The 22,704-nt window shown below is 67.8% G+C and carries 20 protein-coding genes and 1 tRNA gene; 13 read left to right on the top strand and 8 right to left on the bottom strand.

Going from position 1 to position 22,704, the window contains the following annotated elements:
• The first annotated feature begins 25 nt into the window (after nt 1–25).
• The 5 genes from ACO229_RS14155 to ACO229_RS14135 all read left to right on the top strand — a co-directional run bounded on the left by ACO229_RS14155 (nt 26) and on the right by ACO229_RS14135 (nt 6,582).
• Nucleotides 26–505 carry an SAM-dependent methyltransferase gene (locus ACO229_RS14155; RefSeq protein ID WP_423461850.1) on the top strand — a complete coding sequence of 160 codons (480 nt, stop codon included), beginning with the start codon at nt 26–28 and terminating at the stop codon, nt 503–505.
• A 205-nt stretch (nt 506–710) separates the two neighbouring features.
• Entirely contained in the window at nt 711–3,470 is a 2,760-nt protein-coding gene (locus ACO229_RS14150) for an NACHT domain-containing protein (RefSeq protein ID WP_423461849.1), read from the top strand.
• Nucleotides 3,471–4,235: 765 nt separating this feature from the next.
• Complete coding sequence (locus tag ACO229_RS14145) at nt 4,236–5,228, top strand: hypothetical protein (RefSeq protein WP_423461848.1); 993 nt, start codon at nt 4,236–4,238, stop codon at nt 5,226–5,228.
• Between the two features lie 92 nt (nt 5,229–5,320).
• A complete protein-coding gene (locus tag ACO229_RS14140; protein WP_423461847.1) occupies nt 5,321–5,728 on the top strand; it encodes a RusA family crossover junction endodeoxyribonuclease in 408 nt (135 codons plus the stop codon).
• Nucleotides 5,725–6,582 carry a HEPN-associated N-terminal domain-containing protein gene (locus ACO229_RS14135; RefSeq protein WP_423461846.1) on the top strand — a complete coding sequence of 286 codons (858 nt, stop codon included), beginning with the start codon at nt 5,725–5,727 and terminating at the stop codon, nt 6,580–6,582. The genes ACO229_RS14140 and ACO229_RS14135 overlap by 4 nt, the downstream gene beginning before the upstream one ends.
• A gap of 395 nt (nt 6,583–6,977) precedes the next feature.
• On the opposite strand, the gene ACO229_RS14130 is transcribed toward ACO229_RS14135, so the two are convergent.
• Nucleotides 6,978–7,232 (bottom strand): hypothetical protein, encoded by a 255-nt coding sequence (locus tag ACO229_RS14130; protein WP_423461845.1) that lies wholly within the window; start codon nt 7,230–7,232, stop codon nt 6,978–6,980.
• A gap of 830 nt (nt 7,233–8,062) precedes the next feature.
• Nucleotides 8,063–8,200 (bottom strand): hypothetical protein, encoded by a 138-nt coding sequence (locus tag ACO229_RS14125; RefSeq protein ID WP_423461844.1) that lies wholly within the window; start codon nt 8,198–8,200, stop codon nt 8,063–8,065.
• A gap of 53 nt (nt 8,201–8,253) precedes the next feature.
• Between ACO229_RS14125 and ACO229_RS14120 the strand changes: the two genes are divergently transcribed.
• Nucleotides 8,254–8,781 (top strand): MBL fold metallo-hydrolase, encoded by a 528-nt coding sequence (locus ACO229_RS14120; RefSeq protein ID WP_423461843.1) that lies wholly within the window; start codon nt 8,254–8,256, stop codon nt 8,779–8,781.
• A gap of 131 nt (nt 8,782–8,912) precedes the next feature.
• Complete coding sequence (locus tag ACO229_RS14115) at nt 8,913–9,086, top strand: hypothetical protein (RefSeq protein ID WP_423461842.1); 174 nt, start codon at nt 8,913–8,915, stop codon at nt 9,084–9,086.
• 858 nt (nt 9,087–9,944) lie between these two features.
• Here the strand turns inward: ACO229_RS14115 and ACO229_RS14110 are convergent.
• From ACO229_RS14110 to ACO229_RS14100, 3 genes are all read right to left on the bottom strand, one after another.
• A complete protein-coding gene (locus ACO229_RS14110; protein ID WP_423461841.1) occupies nt 9,945–10,319 on the bottom strand; it encodes a helix-turn-helix domain-containing protein in 375 nt (124 codons plus the stop codon).
• Between the two features lie 104 nt (nt 10,320–10,423).
• Nucleotides 10,424–11,809, bottom strand: coding sequence for a site-specific integrase (locus ACO229_RS14105; RefSeq protein ID WP_423461840.1), 1,386 nt, complete (start codon nt 11,807–11,809; stop codon nt 10,424–10,426).
• A gap of 191 nt (nt 11,810–12,000) precedes the next feature.
• A tRNA-Gly gene (locus ACO229_RS14100) sits at nt 12,001–12,071 on the bottom strand.
• A gap of 314 nt (nt 12,072–12,385) precedes the next feature.
• Between ACO229_RS14100 and ACO229_RS14095 the strand changes: the two genes are divergently transcribed.
• The 6 genes from ACO229_RS14095 (at nt 12,386) to ACO229_RS14070 (ending at nt 19,340) form a co-directional block, all read left to right on the top strand.
• Nucleotides 12,386–13,177: a DeoR/GlpR family DNA-binding transcription regulator gene (locus ACO229_RS14095; protein WP_397429961.1), complete on the top strand. Its 792-nt coding sequence runs from the start codon at nt 12,386–12,388 to the stop codon at nt 13,175–13,177.
• Nucleotides 13,178–13,391: 214 nt separating this feature from the next.
• Nucleotides 13,392–14,624, top strand: coding sequence for a Gfo/Idh/MocA family protein (locus ACO229_RS14090; protein ID WP_423461839.1), 1,233 nt, complete (start codon nt 13,392–13,394; stop codon nt 14,622–14,624).
• A complete protein-coding gene (locus ACO229_RS14085) occupies nt 14,621–15,940 on the top strand; it encodes an ABC transporter substrate-binding protein (RefSeq protein ID WP_423461838.1) in 1,320 nt (439 codons plus the stop codon). The genes ACO229_RS14090 and ACO229_RS14085 overlap by 4 nt, the downstream gene beginning before the upstream one ends.
• 4 nt (nt 15,941–15,944) lie before the next feature.
• Nucleotides 15,945–16,898: a carbohydrate ABC transporter permease gene (locus tag ACO229_RS14080; RefSeq protein WP_423461837.1), complete on the top strand. Its 954-nt coding sequence runs from the start codon at nt 15,945–15,947 to the stop codon at nt 16,896–16,898.
• A complete protein-coding gene (locus tag ACO229_RS14075; RefSeq protein ID WP_423461836.1) occupies nt 16,891–17,751 on the top strand; it encodes a carbohydrate ABC transporter permease in 861 nt (286 codons plus the stop codon). The genes ACO229_RS14080 and ACO229_RS14075 overlap by 8 nt, the downstream gene beginning before the upstream one ends.
• 71 nt (nt 17,752–17,822) lie before the next feature.
• Nucleotides 17,823–19,340, top strand: coding sequence for a DUF4832 domain-containing protein (locus tag ACO229_RS14070; RefSeq protein WP_423461835.1), 1,518 nt, complete (start codon nt 17,823–17,825; stop codon nt 19,338–19,340).
• Between the two features lie 77 nt (nt 19,341–19,417).
• Here the strand turns inward: ACO229_RS14070 and ACO229_RS14065 are convergent, their stop codons facing one another.
• From ACO229_RS14065 to ACO229_RS14055, 3 genes are read right to left on the bottom strand one after another with little or no spacing between them, the layout of a single operon-like run.
• Complete coding sequence (locus tag ACO229_RS14065; protein WP_397409873.1) at nt 19,418–20,335, bottom strand: carbohydrate ABC transporter permease; 918 nt, start codon at nt 20,333–20,335, stop codon at nt 19,418–19,420.
• 1 nt (nt 20,336) lies between these two features.
• Nucleotides 20,337–21,293: a carbohydrate ABC transporter permease gene (locus tag ACO229_RS14060; RefSeq protein ID WP_397409875.1), complete on the bottom strand. Its 957-nt coding sequence runs from the start codon at nt 21,291–21,293 to the stop codon at nt 20,337–20,339.
• On the bottom strand, nt 21,290–22,603 hold the full coding sequence (locus ACO229_RS14055; RefSeq protein ID WP_423461834.1) for an ABC transporter substrate-binding protein: 1,314 nt from the start codon (nt 22,601–22,603) through the stop codon (nt 21,290–21,292). The genes ACO229_RS14060 and ACO229_RS14055 overlap by 4 nt, the downstream gene beginning before the upstream one ends.
• Nucleotides 22,604–22,704: the final 101 nt, after the last annotated feature.

Genomic DNA, 22,704 nt, shown 5'->3' with positions numbered 1-22,704 from the left:
AGGAACGTTGACCGACCCCATCGTCATGACCCCCGTCGCGCACGTCGTCGGTGGTCGCACCGAGCCGACTGACGACTACTGGGGCGGCACCCGCTCGATCATCCGGATCGACCCGGACGCCTACACCGAGGAGTCGGTCGCTGGCCTTGACGAGTTCTCTCACCTGGAGATCGCCTTCTTCTTCCACCTCACCGACCAGACCGACCTCCACCCTGGCGCGCGGCGTCCCCGCAACAACCCGGACTGGCCCGAGGTCGGGATCTTCGGGCACCGGAACATGCGCCGCCAGAACTGGCTCGGCGTCTCGCGGTGCCGATTGGTGTCGATCGACGGCTTGGACCTGTACGTCGAAGACCTCGACGCCGTCGACGGGACTCCAGTGCTTGACATCAAGCCGTGGTTCGCGGAGATGGGACCGCGCGGCGCGACGCACCAGCCCTCCTGGGTCTCCGAGATGCTTGGCGACTACTTCGCGCCGGCCCGGACCGAACTGCCTCAGCCCTGACTCTGTGCAGTCGGCGCCAGGCCGTAAGGGGCTCGGTGACTTATCGGGCTCTGCCGCCGTTGCGGTTGACCGGACTGCGATCCGCGAACTCCCCTCACAGTGCGAGGCGGCGTCATCGTTGCCGCTCACAGCGGTCACTCGTGCGTGCCGTTCCTGCACCAGGGCCGACCAGCCACGATACTGGTCTCGATAACTGGGAGGCTTGATGAGCGGCTTGGAAAGTGCGGCCCTTGTCGGCGGGCGTGTCCTCGGGCCGTTAGCTGCGAAGGCAGCAAGCGCCTTGGCTCGCAAGGTTCTGTTTAAGTACAAGGTCTCTAGGCGCGTTCGCAAGAGGGTTGACTTCGCCTGCTCTTGGGGCACCTATCGGGCTTGGCTCAAGACTCTCACGCTCAAGGAACTCAGCACGCCCGTCGAGGATGTCGCCGCAGCCCTCGCGGTCCGACTCGACAACTTCTTGTCGGGCAAGTCCAAAGAGTGGCCCTCCGCCGATGACCACCTGTCGCGTGCGCTTCGCCTGGTCAAGTTGACGTACCCCGCCATCGCTGCGGAATTAGGCGATGCTGACCGCGCTGAAACGATCGCGGCCTGGGACCAGAAGCGCAGCGCTCAGTTACTCGAGCTCCTATTGCAGTTGGTAGGTCCTGAAGCAGCCTTGAACTCCGAGGACCTCGCTGCTGTGCTCCAGCGGCGTTCTGCGGCACGTCGAACTGTGAGACTGCAGCCCTTCGACTTGGACGAGGCGGCTCTCCGTTCCTACTTCGACCGCATCACCAGTCCTGACGTTCCCGAAGGGCAAGTGGTGGTCCTGCTCGGCGACTACGGTGCCGGCAAAACGGAGATCGCCGAGTCCTGGCACCGTGCCGCGATCAGAGAGCTGGACAAGACCGACACCGCCCCACTGCCAGTGTGGCTGTACGCCCGAGACTTGGCTGGCCTGACGATGGAAGGCGCTGTAGACCGCCAGGTCGGGACCATCTGGCGCCGCGGGCGCGGAGCTTGCATCGTGGTCGACGGGCTGGACGAGGCCGATAGGGCCGCCGCAGCGCAAGCGATCCTTGAGAGCGCTCAAGTCCTCAGCAGATCGCATGCAGGTGTCCGAGTCCTACTCACTGCACGGCCCGGTGTCCTCAGCCCGACAGACCGCGAAAAGGTGGAGGCCCCCCTTCTTTCTGAAGCAGAGGCGCTTGAGCTGGTCGAATTGACTAGCGGTGAGCCGCAGGCCGCATGGCAGTGGACGGCAGGGATGCGGATGACGGTACGCCGACCCTTCTTCGCACTTGCCGCCGGGTCCATGCTCGGAGGCGACCACGCGCCCCGCGGAGAGGCGGACCTGATCCGGACACTGGTGGAGAACTCACTAGAGAAGGCCGCTGAACGCTCTGCGGTGACTTCGGCTGAGACCCGGTTAGTCCTCACGAACCTGGCGATCTCCTTGACTCGCTCGGGCAGGGCTGAACTTTCATTCAGCGACCGGCAGGTGGCTCGCTCAAGTCGGCTTGTCGCCGACGACCCTGGGGGCCAGGTCTCGTTCTCATTGCCGATCTTCCAGCACTGGTTCGCGGCCCAAGCCATCCTCGACGGCACCGTCAGCCCGGCGCACGTGGTCGCCGATGCTGCGAGCTTCAACAGGTGGCGTTGGGCGGCAGCGGTGGCAGCACTGAGTGCATCCACCCCTGATGCTGTCGATGATCTCCTGAGCGCATGGGTGGCAGGTAATGCTGGAGCTTGTGCCTGGATCATCAAGGAAGCTTTCAGTGCTCACCGGACCTGGCGCTCCGAAGACGACGTGCCACTCGATCCGGCGACGAGCAGAACCCGCCTACTGAGATCCCTGCGTGGCTGGGCAGACGGGCTAGGCCCGCTGGCCGAAGGCGTTCTGCCGCATCGTGTTGTCAACGGCCCGGTCGGCCTGGGGGTTGCTGTATCAGGTCATCAACTCGGCGTTGGGTTGGCGTCGGTCCCTCCCGCATCCGACTATGTGACCACTCTCCCGTCGCAGATAGATCCCTCAGCCCGGAACGACGGCACAGGCTGGCGGTTGTGGTTCGCAGGTCCCGCGCCAGAAGGGGGCGCGTGGCCCTGGACCGTCATCCGGGACAGAATCGCGGGAAGGACGATTGATAAACTCTCCGAAGACCGTCAGCTTGGTGCACCAAACGGGATCTGGAGCCAGGAACAGCGCTTCGATGTCGCCCGGCGCGTCGCAGAGCGTCGGTCTCCGTTTGGAGGCGACCTAGCCGCAGACGATGTGCGCTCCGCGTCGGTGAAGCTCCTCGATCGTGTCGCCTGGAATCCCAAGAGCAGGTTCTCGTTTGGCGGAAGCGCGGTTGTGGGCACGGAGTTGCTCGACCTCGTCAGCTGGATCGACTCAACCGGTGCGACCCAGATCAAGTCGCACCTCCCCGAAAGCGACGTTACGCACCCACCGTCGGGCTGGGTATGGGACCTCTACTCTCCAGAACGCCTGATGGCGTTTGAGGTTGAGGTGTATGGACGGGCCTGCGAAGCGTATGACGAAGCACTTGCCCATACGTTCGGCCGACTTGGCTGGTCTATGCCGCGTTCGGCACTCCAACCAGTCGGCGTCATCCTGGAGCTGTCGTATAGGGAAGACAGTAATGATGGCGGGCGGTTCCCCGGCCTTACGGTTGTGCCTGTCCCGATGCCGCTGATAGGGCAGTTGGCTCCTAGCGGAACGGGTGCTGTGTGGTCTACGTCGGGGAGGGCAGTGATCAGCCAGATTGCGCCCGAGCAGATGGACGATTGGGAGCGCCACTCCGGCACACTTGAGACCGTCGCGACGTGGCTGGCTCAACAGGATCGGGAAGCGAGTGCGCTTGGTTGGACCCGCAGTGTCGTTGACGACATGTCCAACGCACGTCCGTCCTCCAACGTGGCCGCGAACTGGCTGGCGAGTGACCTCAGGAGCCTTGGGCTCGGTACAGGAACGCTCCGGTTGCGCTAAGTCCGAGACCAGCATCGCAGTACACATTAGGTACACATGCGAGCCCCATGAGCCCATCTCGCGCCGTCGCAATCAACGCATCGCGACGCGGAGAGATCCCCGAGATTCCGACGTTCTCGCGGTGTCCAACCAACTCGTCGGACACCGTGAGACATACCGCCCCACCCTCCGGGAGAACCTGGCGTACAGGCCGGCTCGTCCGCTTTTCATGCTCTGACCTGCATCGGAGTCTTGTGCCCAGTCGCCCGGTACACATTGGGTACGCGTGGCTCTGCATCAGGTGGGATCAGGTGGCCTGCGGTTCGCCGTCAACCGGGCCCTGTCGGACGACGAGGCGCGATAAATCACAATCACACCGGCTGGTCCCACGTGACCGGCCTGGTCAGCCTTACATACGTGGGTGATGGGAACCGAAGCGCCACATCGCCGTCACCAGGGACAGGTAGGCGGCGCGGCGCGGGATCCTGTACTCGACATCAACGGTAAGCAGCCAGGTGCGCAAGCAGGACTCAGAGATCCCGAAGTCCGTGGCGACCTGAGCGATCGTAACGCCCCGCTCGCGGTTGTGGGCCACGCGCACCACATCCTCGCGGAACCCCTTCGGACGAGGCCTGGGCTCGGGAGACATCAACAGCACCACACAGCGCTAAAGGTCAAGGTGTCACCTACCGGTGCAGCAGGTCCTCGGCTGGTCCTGGCGTGAATCACCCGTTCATTAGCGGCTGGTCTCGTGTTTCCTTGAGGGGCTTATGCCAGGCTCGTCTCATGTCCGACGGTATGCCTGATCTTGCCTCCGACCCCGAGGGATTCCTGCTATGGCTTCGCCGTGGAGCGGCCGAGGGTCGGTTGTTGGCAAGCGCGCGGCCATCCTTGGAAGATGTCGCAGTTGCCCTGTTGACACTTGAAGACAGCCTGACGGAAGCGCTCTGGGGCGGTCGGGAGACCGCACGATTCGACGAGCACCCGCTCAGACCGATGCCTGGCGCTCGTGGAGCCATCGCTGGCACTCGGAACCTCAACCCCCAGGGCCAGCTGACACTCGAGGTGGCTGATGGATACATCACAGCTGTTCGTGACCACCTTAATGGCCTAGCCCTACTCGCCGGAGTCGACGGGCCCCGGCGTTCGGTGTTGGCGCTCGCCCGTACCCTCTTCGAGGCTTCCGTGCACGCTGCGTATCTCCTTGAGCCGGAGCTCGACGATCGCGAACGAACGCTACGCAGTTACAACTTTCTGATGGAAGGTGTACGGCAAGAGATCGCCGACGGTGGTGATGCGAGCGAACTCGTCGAGCAGCAGGCCAGGCTTCGGCGCGCTGCGGCGGCTGACAAGTTCATCTTCGCCACGAAGCGCAACGGTAACGGCAACCTCGTGGATGATCCGAATACGATCGCCCCCCGAGTTTCAGCAGCATCAGTTCGGGCCCATGTACTTGGCAAAGACGCGGAGCATGCTTGGCGCGGATTGTCCTCGGTCACCCACGGACAAGAGCGAACCGATCTCCAGTTCATTCTCGGACTAGCACCGATGGGCGCTGGACCCCACGCTGATTCATACGCAACTCTCTGGCTTGTCATGGCTGTCGAAGGAGCAATCCATGCGGCCTTGTACGCGCAGGAGTTTTACGGGACAGTTGGCGAACCGATCAGTGACCTAGGGATCGCGTTAGTACGACGAACGCTCCAACTAGCCTCAGGCCTCGCCGATGGCGAGATTCGAGAGCAACTCAGCTCAGAACATGCTCCGCCTGCGTCCTAGGTGTGCCCTGGCTGACAGGTTGGTAACAGGCGGCTGGTCGGTGGGAGTCCTCCGAGTGCGCGGTTGTGTCGTCACTCGTATAGACTACCCCTGTGACGCAACTACCCTGGGACTGTGTTGTCCTGGGCGTCCCCGCCTCTGTCCAAGGTAGTTCGGGTGCGCGGACCCGCTGGAAGGCGGCTGTCGCTTCTGCGGCGCAGGCGGCTTGGCCAGCTGGAACGCCACCGCTGGACCACGAGGTGAGTGTGCGACTGACCTACTTTCACGAAGAGGCGCCGCTGGACGTCGACAACATGATAAAGCCGATCCAGGATGCGTTGATCGGAATATCGTTCATAGACGATAGCCAAGTGCGAGACGTTCAGGCGTCGCTGCGAGACTTGAACGGCACATATTTGATGCGCGGCATTGGGCGGGCATTGGCGGAGGGGTTTATGTCGAATGAGCCGTTCGTGCACATCCGAATCGAAACAGCGAAGAATCCGAAGGAACTTCCATGAGTATCCCAAACCTGGAAGAGTGGTCCGGGAGTACACGCGAAGCACTAGCTGAACTTGAGGCCGATGGCTTTTCGGTCATCAGTGAGCCCCACGAATCGGACCTTCCTGAGGATCTGCGGGACCTCCGCCCAGACTTCGTTCTCCGTCGTGGTTCCGAACTGGTGGTCGTAGAAGTGTCGACCCGTGGTCAAGCAAGAAGTGCACAGTTGGATCGTCTTGCCGAGGTTGTAAGCGGCCATACTGGCTGGCGCTTCATATTGCTTTGGGCTGGTGAGGATGCTTCGCCTGTACCGTCTGCGAATATTGTAGAACACTGGCTAAATAACACGAGAGTCGTCGCGGGCGTTGCGCACGACGCGGCAATCCTGTCAGTGTGGGTCGCAGTTGAGGCTGCGCTTGAAATAGTGGCCGCGCGTTTGAAAATTGAAGGTGTTCGTGGCGGTGCCACGCGTCTAATCCCTGAGTTGTTCAGCCTGGGGGTGCTCAGTGAGCGACAGTACCAAGATCTAAATAACGGTCGTGACCTTCGGGATGGAATTGCTCACGGCCGTGAGGCGATAGTTGATGAGCGGATCGTAACCCGATTGGCATCACTGGCCGAGTGGCTTGCGAGCGACCAGTTCGTAGCAGTCGATCGTATGACAGAGGACTTCCTTGCGGCCTACGAGGATCCAGCGCATCATGTGCCGTACGATAGCGCGGAGGGCGGTTACCAATATGTGTCAGGAGGGCCATTCGATGCATTCGATGTGCTCTCAGAAACGTATCCAAATGCGCCGGAAGAGGACCTCCGGGAGGCTGCAGACATACTTTCTTCCGAATCGGATGCCTGGGTGCGGCAGGATCGCTACTAGGGCTGCAGCGCTCCGACGATCTTTGCGGCGATGGGTAAGGGAGTCGACCGAATTCGGTGACGAGGTGTGGCCGCCCGTGGACGCCATGCTGAGGAGTCCATTCGCCATCGCCCCATCGCCTGTGCCTGCCTACGAGTCTGCGCCGGTCTGAATCCATCCGACAAAGAGGGCACGCCGCGCCAGCCTGTCCGCGGAGTGTGCATCTGGTCGTGCTCATTCTGTGTGATCCCATCGGTATCCTCCGGAGCAATGGACGGGACCACGTACAAGACATTCGATGGCTGTTTACCTACACCGAGCGGTGGCACGACACGTGGGCAGTTATCGCCAGCATGGCGACGCTGTGTGCGGTAATCGTCGCGTTAGCCATCGCCCGGGTTGGAAGCCGGGCGCGTTCAAAGGCTCAGGTCGAGATGGAGCGCCTGCGGCCCGAGCGTGACGAAGCCCGCAGAGAGCGCGGAGCCGCTGGGCAGGCAGAACGACAACGTGCCCTTGAAGCCCAGACGCGCGAGGTCGTCATCCGGGCGGCACAGTGCATCGATCCCGACGCGCACACCGATGCCCGGAACGCCAACCGCCAGCAACTCGGTGGTGGTCCGGCTGCCGACCACGTACGTGGCCGAGCACGTTGACTTGGGATACGCGATCACCGCACCTCGTGCCCAGGGCCTCACCGTGGACACAGCCTACTCGGGTGCGATCCCGAGCATGAGCCGGGAGAACCAGCCCGGCACGGACCCGGCTGATCGTTCCGGCGAGGTCGACAGCACGATTGGCCGCTGATGGATGGCATCGTGGGCGAGATTGTGCCCTGGCCGCAGGTGGTCGTGGCGGTGACTTTGATCGTTGCATCCGTGATCCTCCCGCAGGGGTTGAGCTACTTGAAGGACCGACCGGCCGTTCCGAAGGTCGAGGTGACGCGCAGCGAGCCTGCCAAAAGGAGTCATTCTGCGCTCTGTGCATCGGCGCCGATTTGGTCAGGACGATCGTGGGGAAGATCAAGGACGCTCTGTACCGCCGTATCAGCTAGTTATTCGTCGGGAAGGCCCGGCCGGTCGGCACTAGAGCGACTCGGACACGGTTCACCCTAGGAGCCGCCGGGCATGGGCGCGTACATGCGCTTCTAGGTCCTAATAGTCGCCACGGCGGGCGCAGTCGGGGATGCATGCGGCAGCGAGCAACTGAGCTCGTCGTCCGTCGGATGTGTCGAGGAGGTCGGTGAACCGTTCGTGGGCCTGCCGGGCTGTCTCGGGAATCAGGAGGCTTGGCAGTAGAGGGTCGCGGCGTCGTAGCCGGCCGGGGCAAGACCCCAGCCTCCGGGTGGATCCCGAGTTGCTCACCTACCGCCGCAACGCGCCAGGCTTGGTGGCGAGGTCCTTCCGCAGGTCCACCGCCATCCGGATCGCATGTTCCCGAAGCTCCTCGGGGTACTTCCTCGGTGCGGCCATAACTCTATCCTTCCCTGGAATGTGAGTCTCCATCAGACCCGGGGCGAGACAAAGGCGGGCAGGCGATCGAGGAGAACCTCGAGCAGCTCGAGCGGATGACGGGCGGCGGCGCGCTGCGGTACGACATCGTCCGGCAGTTCCAGAAGCCCGACGAGGTGCTCCAGCAGCACGTGCTGCACATCAGCATGCCCGGCGGGTCCGGCATCTGCCCACCGCCGGCAGCGTGATCACCACCGTCTCGGGCGCGGCACGGCTCGGACACCCTGTCCGCGGGCTCAGACCGTGGGAGACGACCCGGCTGGTCGCGCCCGACAGGCCGGCGATCACGATCACCGCGACACCGGCCAGGCACGGCCCGGCCGGCAGCCGGCTCGTCGTGGGCGAGGTCGTCGGCTTCGACCTGGCCTGGGAGGGACAGGAGCACGGCTCGTTGTGGATCTCCGGCGACACGGTCCTGTACGACGGTGTCCGGAGCGTCGCACGACGCCTGGCGATCGGCACCGCCGTCCTGCACCTCGGCCGAGTCGGATTCCCCGTCACCGGCCCGCTCGCCTACACGATGGGGGCCCGGGACGCCGTCGAGCTCGTCCGGCTGCTCCGGCCCGCCTCGGTCGTCCCGGTGCACTACGAAGGGTGGTCCCACTTCCGGCAGGGCCGCGAGGACCTTGTCACGGCGCTCGGTGACGCGCCAGACGTCGACGAGAAGGTCCGGTGGGCAACGCTCGGGGAGCCGCTCGAGCTCACTGTCTAGCGTGTGTGATGCGGTGGTCATGGCCCCGTGCACGCGAGGGCTCTTGAACCCGAAGAACGCCCTGTTTTATTTCAGTCTCGCCGCCATGCTTTCTTCGGCGTCGCCCTGCTGCTGGCGCTGTAGGGGTGTGGATGTTCTCGATCGTGCTGGCGGGGGACCTGTTCGTCGCAATCGCGATGGGATCTGGGCGCACCCGCGCGCTCCTCGCGCGGGTGCTTCCGGGGATCATCAAGGTAGCGGGAATCGTCGTGATGTTGTTCGGGATCGGCGTACTGGCGGCTGCGATGAGGACGCTCATGCGGTGACAGCCGTCCTCGTCTCCGCGTGAGCCTCGACCTCGTTGACGGAGCGTTGAAGTGGTGCGCGCACCTGACCTGCACGGATATGTCTGCACACCCTGGTGTGCGGGCATCTTGGTGTGCGCAGAGCGTGCGCTCGCCGGTCATCCTCGACGCATGGACGTGTACGTGCGCGCAGGTCGCCCGGCGAGGGCTGGCGGGTCTGAGCCAACCGCGGAGCCATGCCCATGCGCGAGCGTGCGCCGATTCCACGTTCAGTCTGTGAGCAATGCCTACGAGTTGGGGGACATGCGTCCACCCTGTTCACCGCCATGTCCCCCACCAGGAACGTGCCTGGGAAAAGCCGCGTGGGGGACGTCAACTTGTACCTCGACGGGGACAGGTGGCGTGCACAATCGTGAGCATGGGGAAGGCAGTTGCAGGCTCATGCGGGCTAACTCGGACATGCACGGTGGTGGCAATTTGCCACGACCGTGCGACCTGCGGGTTCGCTTTGACACGCCGCGCGGTCAGGACTGCGCTCTCGTTGGCCTCAGGGCTAATTCGGACACCTGCGGTGGTGCCAAATTGGCACCACCGCATGACCTGGAGTTCTACCGAACCACCGACGCACCACTGGTCCGTTCCTGCACGGAGAACAAACCGGACAACATTGGTTCTGCCGAATTGGCAGAACCATATGACCTGGGCAGACGCTCTGGGTCCCAGCGCCGGAGCCCTGGTGTCGTGTAGGCGCCGATCACCGGCCACCGCACCCGGACGACCGCCGCCCGAGCCGAGTTCCGAGACAAACCGGAAAGTACGGTCCCGCCGATTTGGCGGGACCGTGCGACCTGGGCCAACGTCCGGCGCCCAGAGCGGAATTTACTGCGTCTGGGCCTCGATGTAGGCCTCCACCGCTGACCGCCGCACCACGACCCTGCGCCCGAGCCGCACGCCCGTGAGCAGCCCACGCCGCACCAGCTGCCCGGCCGTCCACGACGAGACACGGAGACGCGCTGCGATGTCTTCGTACGTCAGGTAGGGATCCTCTGGATCGCCGGCCCGCTCGGTCTGGTACCGGTCCAGCACCGATTGCCGCACCCGCAGCCGACCGCTGATCCGTGCACACGGTCCGACTCTGCCTCGGCGTACGAGTTCGCCGAACCACCAGCGGGACACCCCTAGTACTTCGGCGGCCTCTGTCGACGTGAGCAATGGGTCGTCCCCTGCACTGGCAAGGTTCTCCTGGGTGCACATCTGCCGCTCCTGTCGACCGCGATCCGTGGTCTGACAGGTGTGCATGCGACACCGAGCGCCTTCTGCCGCTCGGAACTGGTCGAGCGGCAGAAGGCATCACACGCTTACGCGGGGAACTGCACGACGTTCCGCGCGCGTCGTGCTGTCTGGATCTCAGCCATGCGTGCGGCGAGGCGCGCGTCGCCGTCGTCGGTGGCGTGCTGGTAGTGCATGGCGGCAGCGACCGTCGAGTGTCCGATACGCCGTTGCAGTTCTGCGAGCGTCGCCCCAGCCTCTGCGGCACGGGTCGCTGCCAGGTGCCGCAGATCGTGCCAACGGATCTCGCTGGGTGCTCCGGCGCGCTTCTTCGCCCGTGTGAACATGCTGGTGCGCTGCCCGCCCCGCACAGGCAGCCCGGTCTTCGTGGCGAATACCAGGGATCGCGGGCCGGGTGCGGTGAAACGGTCCATGTGCGCCAGGAGCTCCCGTGCCGCGTCCGGCGGCAGGTGCACCTTGCGGCGGCCGGCGTCCGACTTCGGTGGCCCGAACGTGACCGGCTTGCCGGTCACCTCCACGAGGGACTGCCGTACGTTCAGCCGCACACCTCCCGCCACGGTCCGTTCGACGTGCTGGCGCTCGAGTGCGAACAACTCGCCGGCTCGAAGGCCGGAGTGCGCCGCGACGATCACCGCCGCGCGGTACCGCTCCGAGCGTCCAGCGAACGATGCTGTGATCGCGTCCACCACCGTGTCGCCCGGGACGACACGCTCAGCGGGTCGGGTCTGACCCGCGCCCCGGATGCGGCACGGGTTGGCATCGATCAGTTGGTCACGCACGGCGTCACCGCAGATGGTCCGCAGCAGCGAGTAGGCGCGCGCCGCCTGGGTCCGCCCGGTCACCGCCTCGTGATGACGTGTTTCTTCGGTCGCTGCGGCTGGTGCTCCGGCGGATCGCCAAGCCTCCCACAGCGCCGCCGGCATGCGGCCGGACTTCTTCACGGACCGGCCGGCCTGCCGGGCCCAGGCGCGAACGTGGGCCGCGTCGCTCGGTGCGGTACCACGGGCCAGCCACGCGGCGGCCGAGGCTGCTGTCGCTTCCCGCAGGGCCGCATACCACTCGCTCACCATGGTGTGCGACAGGGTACGAAGCGGGAGCGAGCCGAGGTCGAGCTTGCGCGGGGCACCGGGGCTGTCCAGCGGCGCCAGGATCCAGTGCTCCAGCAGCCGCTCATAACCGGAGCGTGTGCTGGGCTTCAGATCGCGGGTGGCGAGCCAGCGGCGCGCATACTCGCGCAGCGGCACGTCGCCCGTCTCGGGTTCGCGGTAGGTGCCCTGGTAGACGTCGCTGAGCACGCGAGCCAGGGCGGCATTCGCCGCCTTCTCGGTCTCGAACGTGCCGATCGGGCGCCGCTCCCCGTCAGGCCCGGTGTACCGGGCCTGCCAGCGGTTCGAGGCGCGCTTGCGGACGTTCCCGTACGTACGACGGTTGTTGCGGCTCTTGCGGGTGGACACGCTTTGAGGTGCGGACGGAGCACCGTGGGCGGTCGGCTGCGGATCGGGTGAACCAGACATTGCGGCTCCGATTCCGGGCCCTGTCGCGGACGACTTAGGGCCCATAAGGGCCCACGCAGCCCTGCTTCCAGCCCTCGGAACGCACGAAGCCCAGGTCAGAAACACTCTCTGACCTGGGCTTCCGCACTCTGAGCGGGCGACGGGAATCGAACCCGCGTAATTAGTTTGGAAGACTAAGGCTCTACCATTGAGCTACGCCCGCAAGCCCGTGCCATGCAGCACGGTGCGGGCCATACCTTAGCAAACCTCGCGTGCCCGTCTCTCCGTCACGCGTGTGCGGCCCGTACCGTCCACCGACGTCACGCCCGCGACCGGCCGCCCAGGCGGCATGCTCCCGCTGGCCCATGGCAGCCCTTCCAGGCCACCCGACCAGTTCTCGGGCCTCACGACGAACACGACCAACACGACCCGCCCCCGTGAACAGTTGTGCTCGTTCTTCCCCCACCTGAGCAGTATTGGTCACACCACTCGCCCCACCCCGTGCGAAGATGCTGCCGTGAACGACAGGCCACCCCGATGACGCAGCAGCAGCGACTCAACCTCGTGCTCGAGCTCGTGAGCGAGCGGGGCAGCGTGTCGATCACGGAGATCAGCGAGAAGCTCGACGTGTCGACGGCCACGGTCCGGCGTGACCTCAACACCCTCGCCGAGCAGCGCCTGGTCACCCGCACGCACGGCGGTGCCACGTCGCTCGGTTCGGGGTACGAGCTGCCGTTGCAGTACAAGATCGCGCGCCAGGCGGAGGCCAAGAAGGCCATCGCCCGGGCGGTGGCCGACCTGATCGGCCCGGGGGAGTCGGTGGGGCTCAACGGCGGCACCACCACCACCGAGGTCGCCCGCGAACTGGGGCGCAGCGAGCGGCTGCGCCGCGCGGAGGCGCCTGGGGTCACCATCGTGACCAACGCGCTGAACATCGCCTACGAGCTCTCCGTGCGGGACCACGTGAAGATCGTGGTGACCGGTGGCGTGCCACGTCGCCAGTCGTACGAGCTCGTCGGCCCGCTGGTCGGTGCGTCCCTGCAGGAGTTCAGCCTGGACACCGCGGTGCTTGGCGTCGACGGGCTCAGTGCCGCGTTCGGTGCCACCACCGTGCACGAGGGTGAGGCGGAGGTCAGCCGCCACCTCGGCGCGGTCTCGCGCCGGGTCGTGGTGGCCGCCGACGCGACGAAGCTCGGCCGCTCCACCTTCGCGCGGATCTGTCCGCTCGCCGACATCGACGTGCTGGTGACCGACCAGCCCGTGTCCGAGGAGATCGCGGCCGAGTTCGCGACCGCCGGCGTGCAGATCGTGGTCGCCACCTCGGCCTGAGCGGCCGCTGCGGGTCCTCTCGCCGGGTGCTGCGCCCGGGGGAGGCGGGTCCGGCGCATGTTACGGCGCCGTAAAAGGTCTTGACGCCCCTACTTGCGCGCGCCCGGAACCTCTACTGTCTGAACATGCTCAATTCAGAGTCAAAAGTTGCAAGTTCGAGCACGCACCCTCTGATCGCAGGCACGACGTCGTGCCCGGCCGGATGCGGCTCGGCATGAGCGCGTCAGATCCGGCATCGGCCGAGCAGGGGATCCGTGTCGCCGTCGCCGGCTACGGGGCTCGCTCACCCATCGCCGCGCACGTGCCGAACGCCCGGCCCGGTGCGTACGTCAGCGCCGTCGTCGACACCACTCCGGCAGGCCGCGAACGCGGCCGCGCCGCCCACCCCGACGCCGCCGTGCACGCGAGCGTCGACGAGCTGGTCGCCGCCGGCACCGCCGACGCCGCACTCGTGCTCACCCCGGACGACACGCACGAGGAGATCGCCGTCGCGCTGCTGCGGGCCGGCGTCGCCGTCTACCTGGAGAAGCCGCTCGCGATCACCGTCGAGGGCGCCGACCACGTGCTGGCCACCGCTGCGGAGACCGGGACACCGCTGTACGTGGGGCACAACTTCCGGCACTCCGGGGTCGTGCGCACCATGCGCGGCGTGATCGAGCGCGGCGAGATCGGCGAGGTCCGCGCCGTCTGGGTGCGGCACTTCGTCGGCAACGGCGGCGACTACTACTTCAAGGACTGGCACGCCGACCGCTCCCGGACCAACACCCTGCTGCTGCAGAAGGCCAGCCACGACATCGACGTCGTGCACTACCTCGCCTCCGGGTACACCCGCCGGGTGGTGGGCATGGGCGACCTGATGATGTACGGCGCCATCGAGGACCGCCGCGACCGCACCGGCGAGACCATGCCCGACTGGTTCTCCTTCGACAACTGGCCGCCCGCGTCGCAGACCGGCCTGAACCCCGTGGTCGACGTCGAGGACGTCTCGATGATGCTGATGCGCCTCGACAACGGAGTGCAGGCCAGCTACCAGCAGTGCCACTTCACGCCCGACTACTGGCGCAACTACACGGTCATCGGCACCGAGGGCCGGCTGGAGAACGTCGGCGACACCGGCGGCGGCGTGGTCAAGGTCTGGAACCGCCGCCACGAGTGGCAGGTCGCGGGCGACGTCGAGCACCCCATCGACGGTGTCGCCAGCGGTCACGCCGACGCCGACCTGCTGACCATGACCGAGTTCCTCGACCACGTGCTGGACGGGGCGCCCACCGTGGTCTCGCCCGTCGCCGCACGCGAGGCCGTGGCCGCCGGGGCGCTGGCCGCCGAGTCGCTGCGCGACGGCTCCCGGCCCCGTGACGTCCCCGACCTGCCCGAGCACGTGCTCGCGCACTTCGCCCGCCGAACAGCAGTTCCCGCACCCCCCGCCCCCGGAAGGACCACCCCATGAGAGCGACACCCCGAACCTCACCCGCCACGTCGTCCACTGTGCGCCGCACCGCGGGCGCGGCCGTCGCGGTCGCCGTCGCGACGGCCCTCGCGGCCTGCGGCTCCACCCCGCAGGACGAGGCGGCCGGCGCGTACGCGGCGCCCGACGCCGACCTCGCCGCCTCGATCACCTACGGCGTCTGGGACCAGAACCAGGTGCCCGCGATCGAGGAGAACATCGCGGCGTTCAACGAGATCTACCCGGACATCGACGTGACCGTGAACGTCACGCCGTTCGCCGAGTACTGGACCAAGCTGCAGACCCAGGCCTCCAGCGAGACGCTGCCGGACCTGTTCTGGATGAACGGGCCCAACATCGGCCTGTACGCGTCCAACGGCATGCTCGAACCGATCACGGGCGCCGTCGACGCCGGCGACATCGACCCCGCGAACTACCCGGAGGCGCTCGTCGACCTCTACACGATCGACGACGTGTCCTACGGGGTGCCCAAGGACTTCGACACCATCGGCATCTGGGTCAACACCGCGCTCGTCGAGCAGGCCGGGGTGGAGCTCCCCGAGGACGGCTGGACCTGGGACGAGTTCCAGCAGACCGCCGTCGAGATCTCCGACGCGCTCGCCGACGAGGGCGTCTACGGCGCGGCGGGTGGCATGGACGGCCAGACCACGTACTACAACACCATCTTCCAGGCCGGCGGGACCGTCGTCGAGGACGGCACCTCCGGCTACGCGTCCCCCGAGGCACAGGCCGGTCTGCAGTTCTGGACGGACCTCATCGAGTCCGGCGGCTCGCCGTCCGTCCAGCAGCTCACCGACACCACCGCCGACCAGTGGTTCACCTCGGGCAAGCTGGCGATGTACTGGGGCGGCAGCTGGTTCCGGTCCGCGCTCACCGACACGGACCTGGCCGAGGACGTCACGGTGCTGCCGCTGCCGTCGGGCCAGGAGCAGGCGACGGTCATCCACGGCGTGGCCAACGTGGTGTCGGCGACCTCGAAGGAGAAGCAGGCCGCGCAGGCGCTCCAGGTGTTCCTCGCCGGCGAGGAGGCACAGCAGCAGCAGGGCGATGCCGGCGCCGTGATCCCCGCCTTCACCGGCACGCAGGGCGCCTTCACGGCCTCGATGCCCGACGCCGACCTCCAGGTGTTCCTCGACGCCGTCGACTACTCCCGTCCGCTGCCGGTCAGCCTCAACTCCGCCGAGTGGAACGCGCTGGAGACCGAGCTGCTGCCCCAGGCCTTCTCGGGCGAACGGCCCGTCGCCGACGTCGCCACCGAGCTGGCGGACCAGATGAACGCGGCGCTGGCCGAGGAGTGATCGCATGACCACCACCCAGCAGGCCCCGCCCGCGCCGTCCCTCGTGGGGCGGCCCGGGCGGGGCGGCCGGCCCCCGCGCGGGCCGCGACCCGGCGGGGCACTGTGGCCCTGGCTCTTCGTCGCGCCGCTCGTGGCCGGGATCGCCGTGTTCTACCTGTGGCCGATCGTCCAGACCGCCTGGTACTCGCTGACCGAGACCGGCCCCTTCGGCGGCTCGACGTTCGCGGGCGTCGCGAACTACGCCGCACTGTTCCAGGACACCGAGCTGTACCTGTCGCTCGGCAACACCCTGCTCTACACCGTCGTGGTGCTGCTCGGCATCCCGATCGCGGTGGGCCTGGCCAGCCTGCTGAACCTGCCCGGCCTGCGGCTCGCCGCGCTCTACCGCGTGCTGTTCTTCCTGCCGTACGTGGCGATGCCCACCGCGGTCGCCATGGTCTGGCGGGTCATCTTCAACGGCGACTTCGGCATCCTCAACCGGGCCCTGGCCGTGGTCGGCATCGAGGGGCCGTACTGGATCTCCACGCCCGGGGCCGCGACCGTCGCCGTCGCCGTCGTCGGCCTGTGGTCGTCGCTCGGGTTCAACATGATCGTGCTCGCCGCGGGGCTCAAGAGCATCCCACCGGAGCTCTACGAGGCCGCCGAGCTGGACGGCGCCTCCCGGTGGCGGCAGTTCCGGTCGGTGACCGTACCGCTGCTGACCCCGAGCATCTTCTTCGTGCTGATCATCACGGTCATCGCGAGCTTCCAGGTGTTCGACCTGCTCTACGCGATCCTCGGCAGCAGCAACCCGGTGCTGCCGCGCAGCATGTCGCTCGTCTACTTCTTCTACCGCGAGGGGTTCGTGGCCAACGACAAGGGGTACGCGGCCGCCATCGCGATGGTCATCTTCCTGCTCATCGGTCTGCTGACCGCGCTCCAGTTCCGGCTCCAGAGGCGGTGGGTGCACAGTGACTGACACCGTTGCACGCCAGGCCCTTCCCCGCCGTCCGCGTGGCCGTGGCGGCTCCCACGTCGTCGCGCACGTGGTGCTCGGGCTGGGCAGCCTGGTCATGGCCTTCCCGTTCGTCTGGCAGATCATCATGTCGCTGTCGACCAACGCCGAGGTGCAGAGCGTCACGCCCGTGTTCTGGCCCGCCGAGCTCCGGTGGGACAACTACGCCCAGGTCTTCGACCGGATGCCGTTCCTCCAGCAGCTCGGCAACTCCGTGCTCGTCACCGTGCTGCGCACCCTCGCGCAGATCCTGTTCTGCACGCTCGCGGGCTACGCGTTCGCGCGGATGCGGTTCCGCGGGCGCGGCGTGCTCCTGGCCCTCGTGCTGTCCATCCTCATGGTGCCGTCACAGGTCTACCTGCTGTCGCAGTACCAGATCATCCAGGGGTTCGGCCTGCTCGACAGCGTGGGCGGCCTCGTGCTGCCCGGCCTGTTCAGCGCGTTCGGCACCTTCCTGATGCGGACGGCGTTCCTGGCGATGCCGGACGAGCTGGAGGAGGCCGCGCGCCTCGACGGCGCCAACCCCTTCCAGATCTTCTGGAAGATCATGCTGCCGCTCGCCCGGCCCACCGTCGCCGTGCTGGCGATCACCACGGTGCTGTGGTCGTGGAACGAGCTGCTCTGGCCCCTGGTGGTCACCACCTACAGCGAACGGATGCCGCTCTCGGCGGGGCTCGCCACGCTCATCGGCGACCGCACCACCGACTACCCGGTCGTCATGGCGGCGAGCCTGCTCGCCATGGCCCCCGTGCTCGTCCTGTTCGTGCTGCTGCAGCGCCGGGTCATCGACGGCCTGGCCTCCAGCGGCCTCAAGTGAGACCTCACGTGAGACCCGGTGCGCCGCCCGGCGCACCGGCGCAGGCACCACCAGGCACCACGAGGAGGAACATGCGCACCGTTCACGGCACCGGACAGCACTCGCCGCGCACCGCTCACCCGTCCGCCACCACCCGCAGGGCCGCCGGCATCGTCGCGGCGCTCGCGGCCGCGGCCCTGCTCGGGTCCGCGGCGCTGCCCGCCGCCTACGCCCAGGGGCCCGGGCACGGGCGGCACCACCCCCGGCCGCACCCGCAGGTGAGCACGGCGACGTACACGCCGAGCGACGAGAACATCGCCAACCCGCAGCGCGGCTTCTACCACCACACCGAGACGCACTACCGCGCCGACGGGTCCGGGTACACCCCGCTGGACCAGGCCACGCTGGCCGGCTACCGCGCGGAGGGGATCACCCAGATCCTGCGCGTCTTCTACCTGGAGAAGTTCGCGGGCACGCCGCAGCTCGACCAGGCGTTCCTCGACCTCGTGCAGGCCGACTACGACACTGCCCGCGCCGCCGGGGTCTCGGTCATCACCCGGTTCGCCTACGCCCAGGGCGGGGAGTGGCCCTACAGCCCGCCCTACGGTGACGCGCCGGTGAGCACGGTCCTGGCGCACATCGACCAGCTCGGCCCGCTGCTGCGCGCCAACGCCGACGTCGTCCCCGTGGTGCAGAACGGGTTCGTCGGGCTCTGGGGCGAGGGCTACTACACCGACCACTTCGTGGCCGACCCGGCCGACCCCGGCGTCGTCACCGACGCCGACTGGGCCAACCGGTCGGCCGTGACGCAGGCCCTGCTCGACGAGCTGCCCGAGAGCCGTGCGGTGCAGGTGCGCACGATGCTCTCCAAGCAGCGCCTGCTGGGCGTGCCCTCCGGGGCGGGCAGCGCGGTAGGCCCCGGTGAGGCCTGGACGGGGGAGACGATCGCGCGCGTGGGCCACCACAACGACTGCCTGCTGGCCTCGCCCGACGACTTCGGCACGTTCCTCTCCGACCCGATCACCCTCGACCAGGAGTACCTCGAGGCCGAGAGCCGGTACGTGCCCGTCGGCGGCGAGACCTGCGCCGTCAACGCGCCCCGCTCCGAGTGGGCCAGCGCGTCGGCGGAGCTGGCGCGCTACCACTACAGCTACCTCAACCGCGACTACAACCAGGACGTCCTGAACTCCTGGGGCCAGGAGGGCATCGCGGAGACCGCCCGCCGGCTCGGCTACCGGTTCGTGCTGGAGTCGAGCTCGGTCTCCGCGCGGGGCAGCGCCCCGACCGTGAGCGTGACGGTCCGCAACGACGGCTGGGCCGCGCCCTACACCCCGCGCCCGGCCACGCTGGTGCTGACCCGCGCCGACGGCACGGAGGTAACGGTGCCGTTCGGCTCCGACGCCCGGACGTGGCAGCCGGGCACGACCACGACGCTGACCGCGGCGCTCGCCGACGTCCCGGCCGGGACGTACACGCTCGCGCTCGGGCTGCCGTCCGCCGACGCGGGGACGAGCGGGGACCCGCGCTTCGCGATCCGCACGGCGAACGTCGGCACCTGGGACGCGACGCGCGGCGTGAACGTGCTGGAGGGGACGGTGACGGTCGGGTAAGGCGTTCCCGGCAAGCCGACGGAGCCCGGGTCAGGACCGTCCCTGACCCGGGCTCCGTCAACGGCGCGGCGACGTCGTCACCCCTTCACCGACCCCGAGGCCAGCCCGGCCACGTAGTACCGCTGCAACGCCACGTACAGCAGCACGCAGGGGATCATCGCGATCACCGACCCCGCGGCCAGCAGGCCGAAGTTGACCTGCCCGTACGCCCCCTGCTGCAGGTTCACCAGCGACACCGGCAGCGTGTACAGGGTGGAGTCGGTCAGGAACGTCAGCGCCCCGAGGAACTCGGTCCACGACGCCAGGAACGCGTACAGCGCGGCGGTGGCGGTGCCCGGCACCACCAGGGGCCGCAGCACCGACACGAGGATCCGCATCGTCCCCGCCCCGTCCACGTGCGCGGAGTCCTCCAGCTCCGCGGGCACGGCGGCGAACGTGTTGCGCATGACGAAGATGCCGAACGGCAGGTTCACCGTCGTGTAGAACAGCACGAGCCCGAACAGGCTGTCCGTGAGGCCCATGACGTTCATCTGCAGGTACAGCGGCGTGAGGATGGCCTGGAACGGGATCATCAGCGTGACGAGCACCAGCCCGAACAGGATCCCGCGGCCCCGGAACGGGAACCGGGCGAACCCGTATCCCGCCAGTGTCGCGAGCGCGGCGGTGAGCACCGCCGTCGAGACCGACACGATCGCCGAGTTGAGGATGCCGCGCCACACCTCCGGCTGGTCGATCACCGCCCGGAAGTTGACCCAGGAGAGGTCGAAGAACCGGTCGTCCGGGGCCGCCACGATCACGTCGCCCGGCTGCCCGGCCCGCACGAACGCGACCGCCAGCGGCACCAGGAACACCAGCGCGGCGAGCGTGCCGCCCACCAGGTAGAGCGTCCGCTTGACCCGCGTGTCCCGCTCGGGCCCCGAGGGGCGGGACGCCGCGGCCGAGCCAGCGGAACGTCCCACGGCGGCACCCCGCGGCGCCGAAGTCACAGCAGTCATGTCAGCTCCTCTCCCGCAGCAGCCAGAACTGGGCCGCGGTGACCAGACCGGTGATGACCACCAGCACGAGCGACATCGCCGTGGCCGCCCCGAGCTGGAGCTGCACGAACGCGCGCCGGTAGATGGCCATGACGATCGTCGTGGTGTCCGACCCGGGCCCGCCCTGGGTCAGGATGTAGAACTGCGTGAACGCGAGGAACGAGCCGATCACCGACAGGATCACGGTCATCGCGATGGTCCGGCGCAGCATCGGCACCGTGATCTGCACCTCGCGCTGCCACCACGAGGCGCCGTCGATCTCCGCCGACTCGTAGACCTCGCGCGGGATGCCCTGCATGCCGGACATGAGCAGCACCATCGTCAGCCCCGACACGCCCCAGATCACCATGACGCACAGCAGCCCCGTGGCGAGCGGGCCGTCCACGAGCCACGCCGTCGTCCCGTCCGTGAGGCCCAGGAACCGCAGCGCCACGTTGACCATGCCGCTGTTCGGCTGGGCCTCCAGCAGCATGAGAAAGCTCAGCGTCGTCAGCCCGATGACGAACGGGACGAAGAAGATGGTGCGCAGCAGCGTCGCACCCCGCCGGTTGGACCGCACCAGCACGGCCAGCCCGTACCCGAGCAGCAGGATCGGCAGCGTGACGATCGCCGTGTACAGCAGGGTGTAGCCCAGCGCGCTCCAGAACGTGGGGTCCGTGAGCACCGAGGCGTAGTTGTCGAGCCCGATGAACCGGTACGGCCCGATCAGCGGGAAGTTGGTCAGCGAGATGTACACCGCCACGACCAGCGGCACGAACACGAAGACGACCACCAGCGCCACGGCGGGCGTCACCAGGGCCAGCCCGGTGCGGTGGGGGTGCGTCAGGGTCCCGCTCCGGCGGCGGCGCGGGGGCTGCGGGGCCGACGGCGTCGCCGGGCCCGACGTCGGCGGGCGGCCCGCCACGGTGGGCGCGCTCATGCCTGCGCCTGCCTCAGGATGCGGTCGTACGTGGTCTGGGCCTCGTCCATGGCGGCATCGACCTCCCCGTCGAAGACGGCAGAGCGGAACATGCGCAGCCATGGTCCGTCCTGCTGGTTGTAGATGAGGTTGTAGGCGAGCGTGGTGGGCGCGTAGCCGCGGTCGATCGCCTCCAGCGGCGGCAGCACGAACGGGTTCTCCCGCGCGAACTCCGGCGTGACGACGTCGGACCGGACGGGCGAGTAGAAGCCCTCGGGCATGCGCGACTGCTGCTCCACCGAGACGGCGAACTTCATGAACTCCCACGCCGCCGACGGGTTCCTGGCCCCGTTGGGCATGCACAGGTTGTCGCCGCCGTCGAAGAAGGCACGCCCGCCGTCGGGCCCGGGCAGCATGACGACCCGTGTGCGCTCCAGGAGCGCCGGGTCCGCGTTCGGCACGACGACGCCGTACCCCGCCGGGAACATCCCCAGCCGGCCGGCGGTGTAGTCGGCGGACCAGCGCGACGCGTCGTCGGAGAAGCTGCCGGGCGGCACGAGCTGCTCCGCCCACAGCGTGCGCTCCAGGTCGAGCGTGCGCCGCAGGGCCTCGTTGCCGGCGACGTCGCCGCGCTGGCTGCCCACGTCGCCCGCGATGAGGTCGCGGTCGGTGGCCCACACGTGCGGCTGCACCGTGAACCCCAGCGCGCCCGAGGCGTTGCCGGGGAAGGACCAGCCGTAGACGTCGTCGTCCAGGGCGGTGATGGCGCGCGCCGCCTCGAGGATGCCGTCGAAGTCGCGGGTGTGCTCCTCCACGTCCAGGCCCGCGCGGTCGAACAGTTCCGTGTTGCAGAACAGCACCGAGAAGTCGCCGATGAACGGCAGGCCGTAGTGCCGCCCGTCCTTGGTGCTCAGGGCGAGGTGCCCGGGGCTGAGCGCATCGCCGATGCCCAGGTCCTCGATGAGCGGCGTGAGGTCGGTGAACGCGCCACGGTAGGCGAACAGGGTCGAGTAGATGTCGTCGATGTCGATCACGTCGGGCACCCGCCCGCCGCGGATCGCGGTGGCGAGCTTGGTGACGTACTGCCCGTTCTGGATGGGCGTGACCTGCACCCGGATGCGGTCCTGGGCCCGGTGGAACGCGTCCACCACGGCCTGGGTGCCGTTCACGGTGTCGGATCGGCACCACAGGTTGAGGGTGCCGCTCGCGTTCTCGCCGAAGCCCGGGGCCTCGACGTCCGCCGGCCGCAGCGTGCCGCCGCAGCCGGCCAGCGCGGCGGCGACCGTCGCCGAACCGGCCAGCGTGAGGAGCTGGCGTCTGGTGAGCTCCATTGCTCTCCTTCCGTACGCGTCGTCGCGTGGGGGGTTACGGGCCGGAGCCCGGGGTGCGGGGCCGGCCGGGTGCGGCCGGCCCCGCGTGGGACAGCGGGTGG

It is taken from the genome of Promicromonospora sp. MS192 (genome assembly GCF_049532985.1).
GTDB lineage: Bacteria > Actinomycetota > Actinomycetes > Actinomycetales > Cellulomonadaceae > Promicromonospora.
The sequence above is the reverse complement of the archived record's forward strand: the minus strand, read 5'-3'. Positions and strand labels throughout refer to the sequence as shown.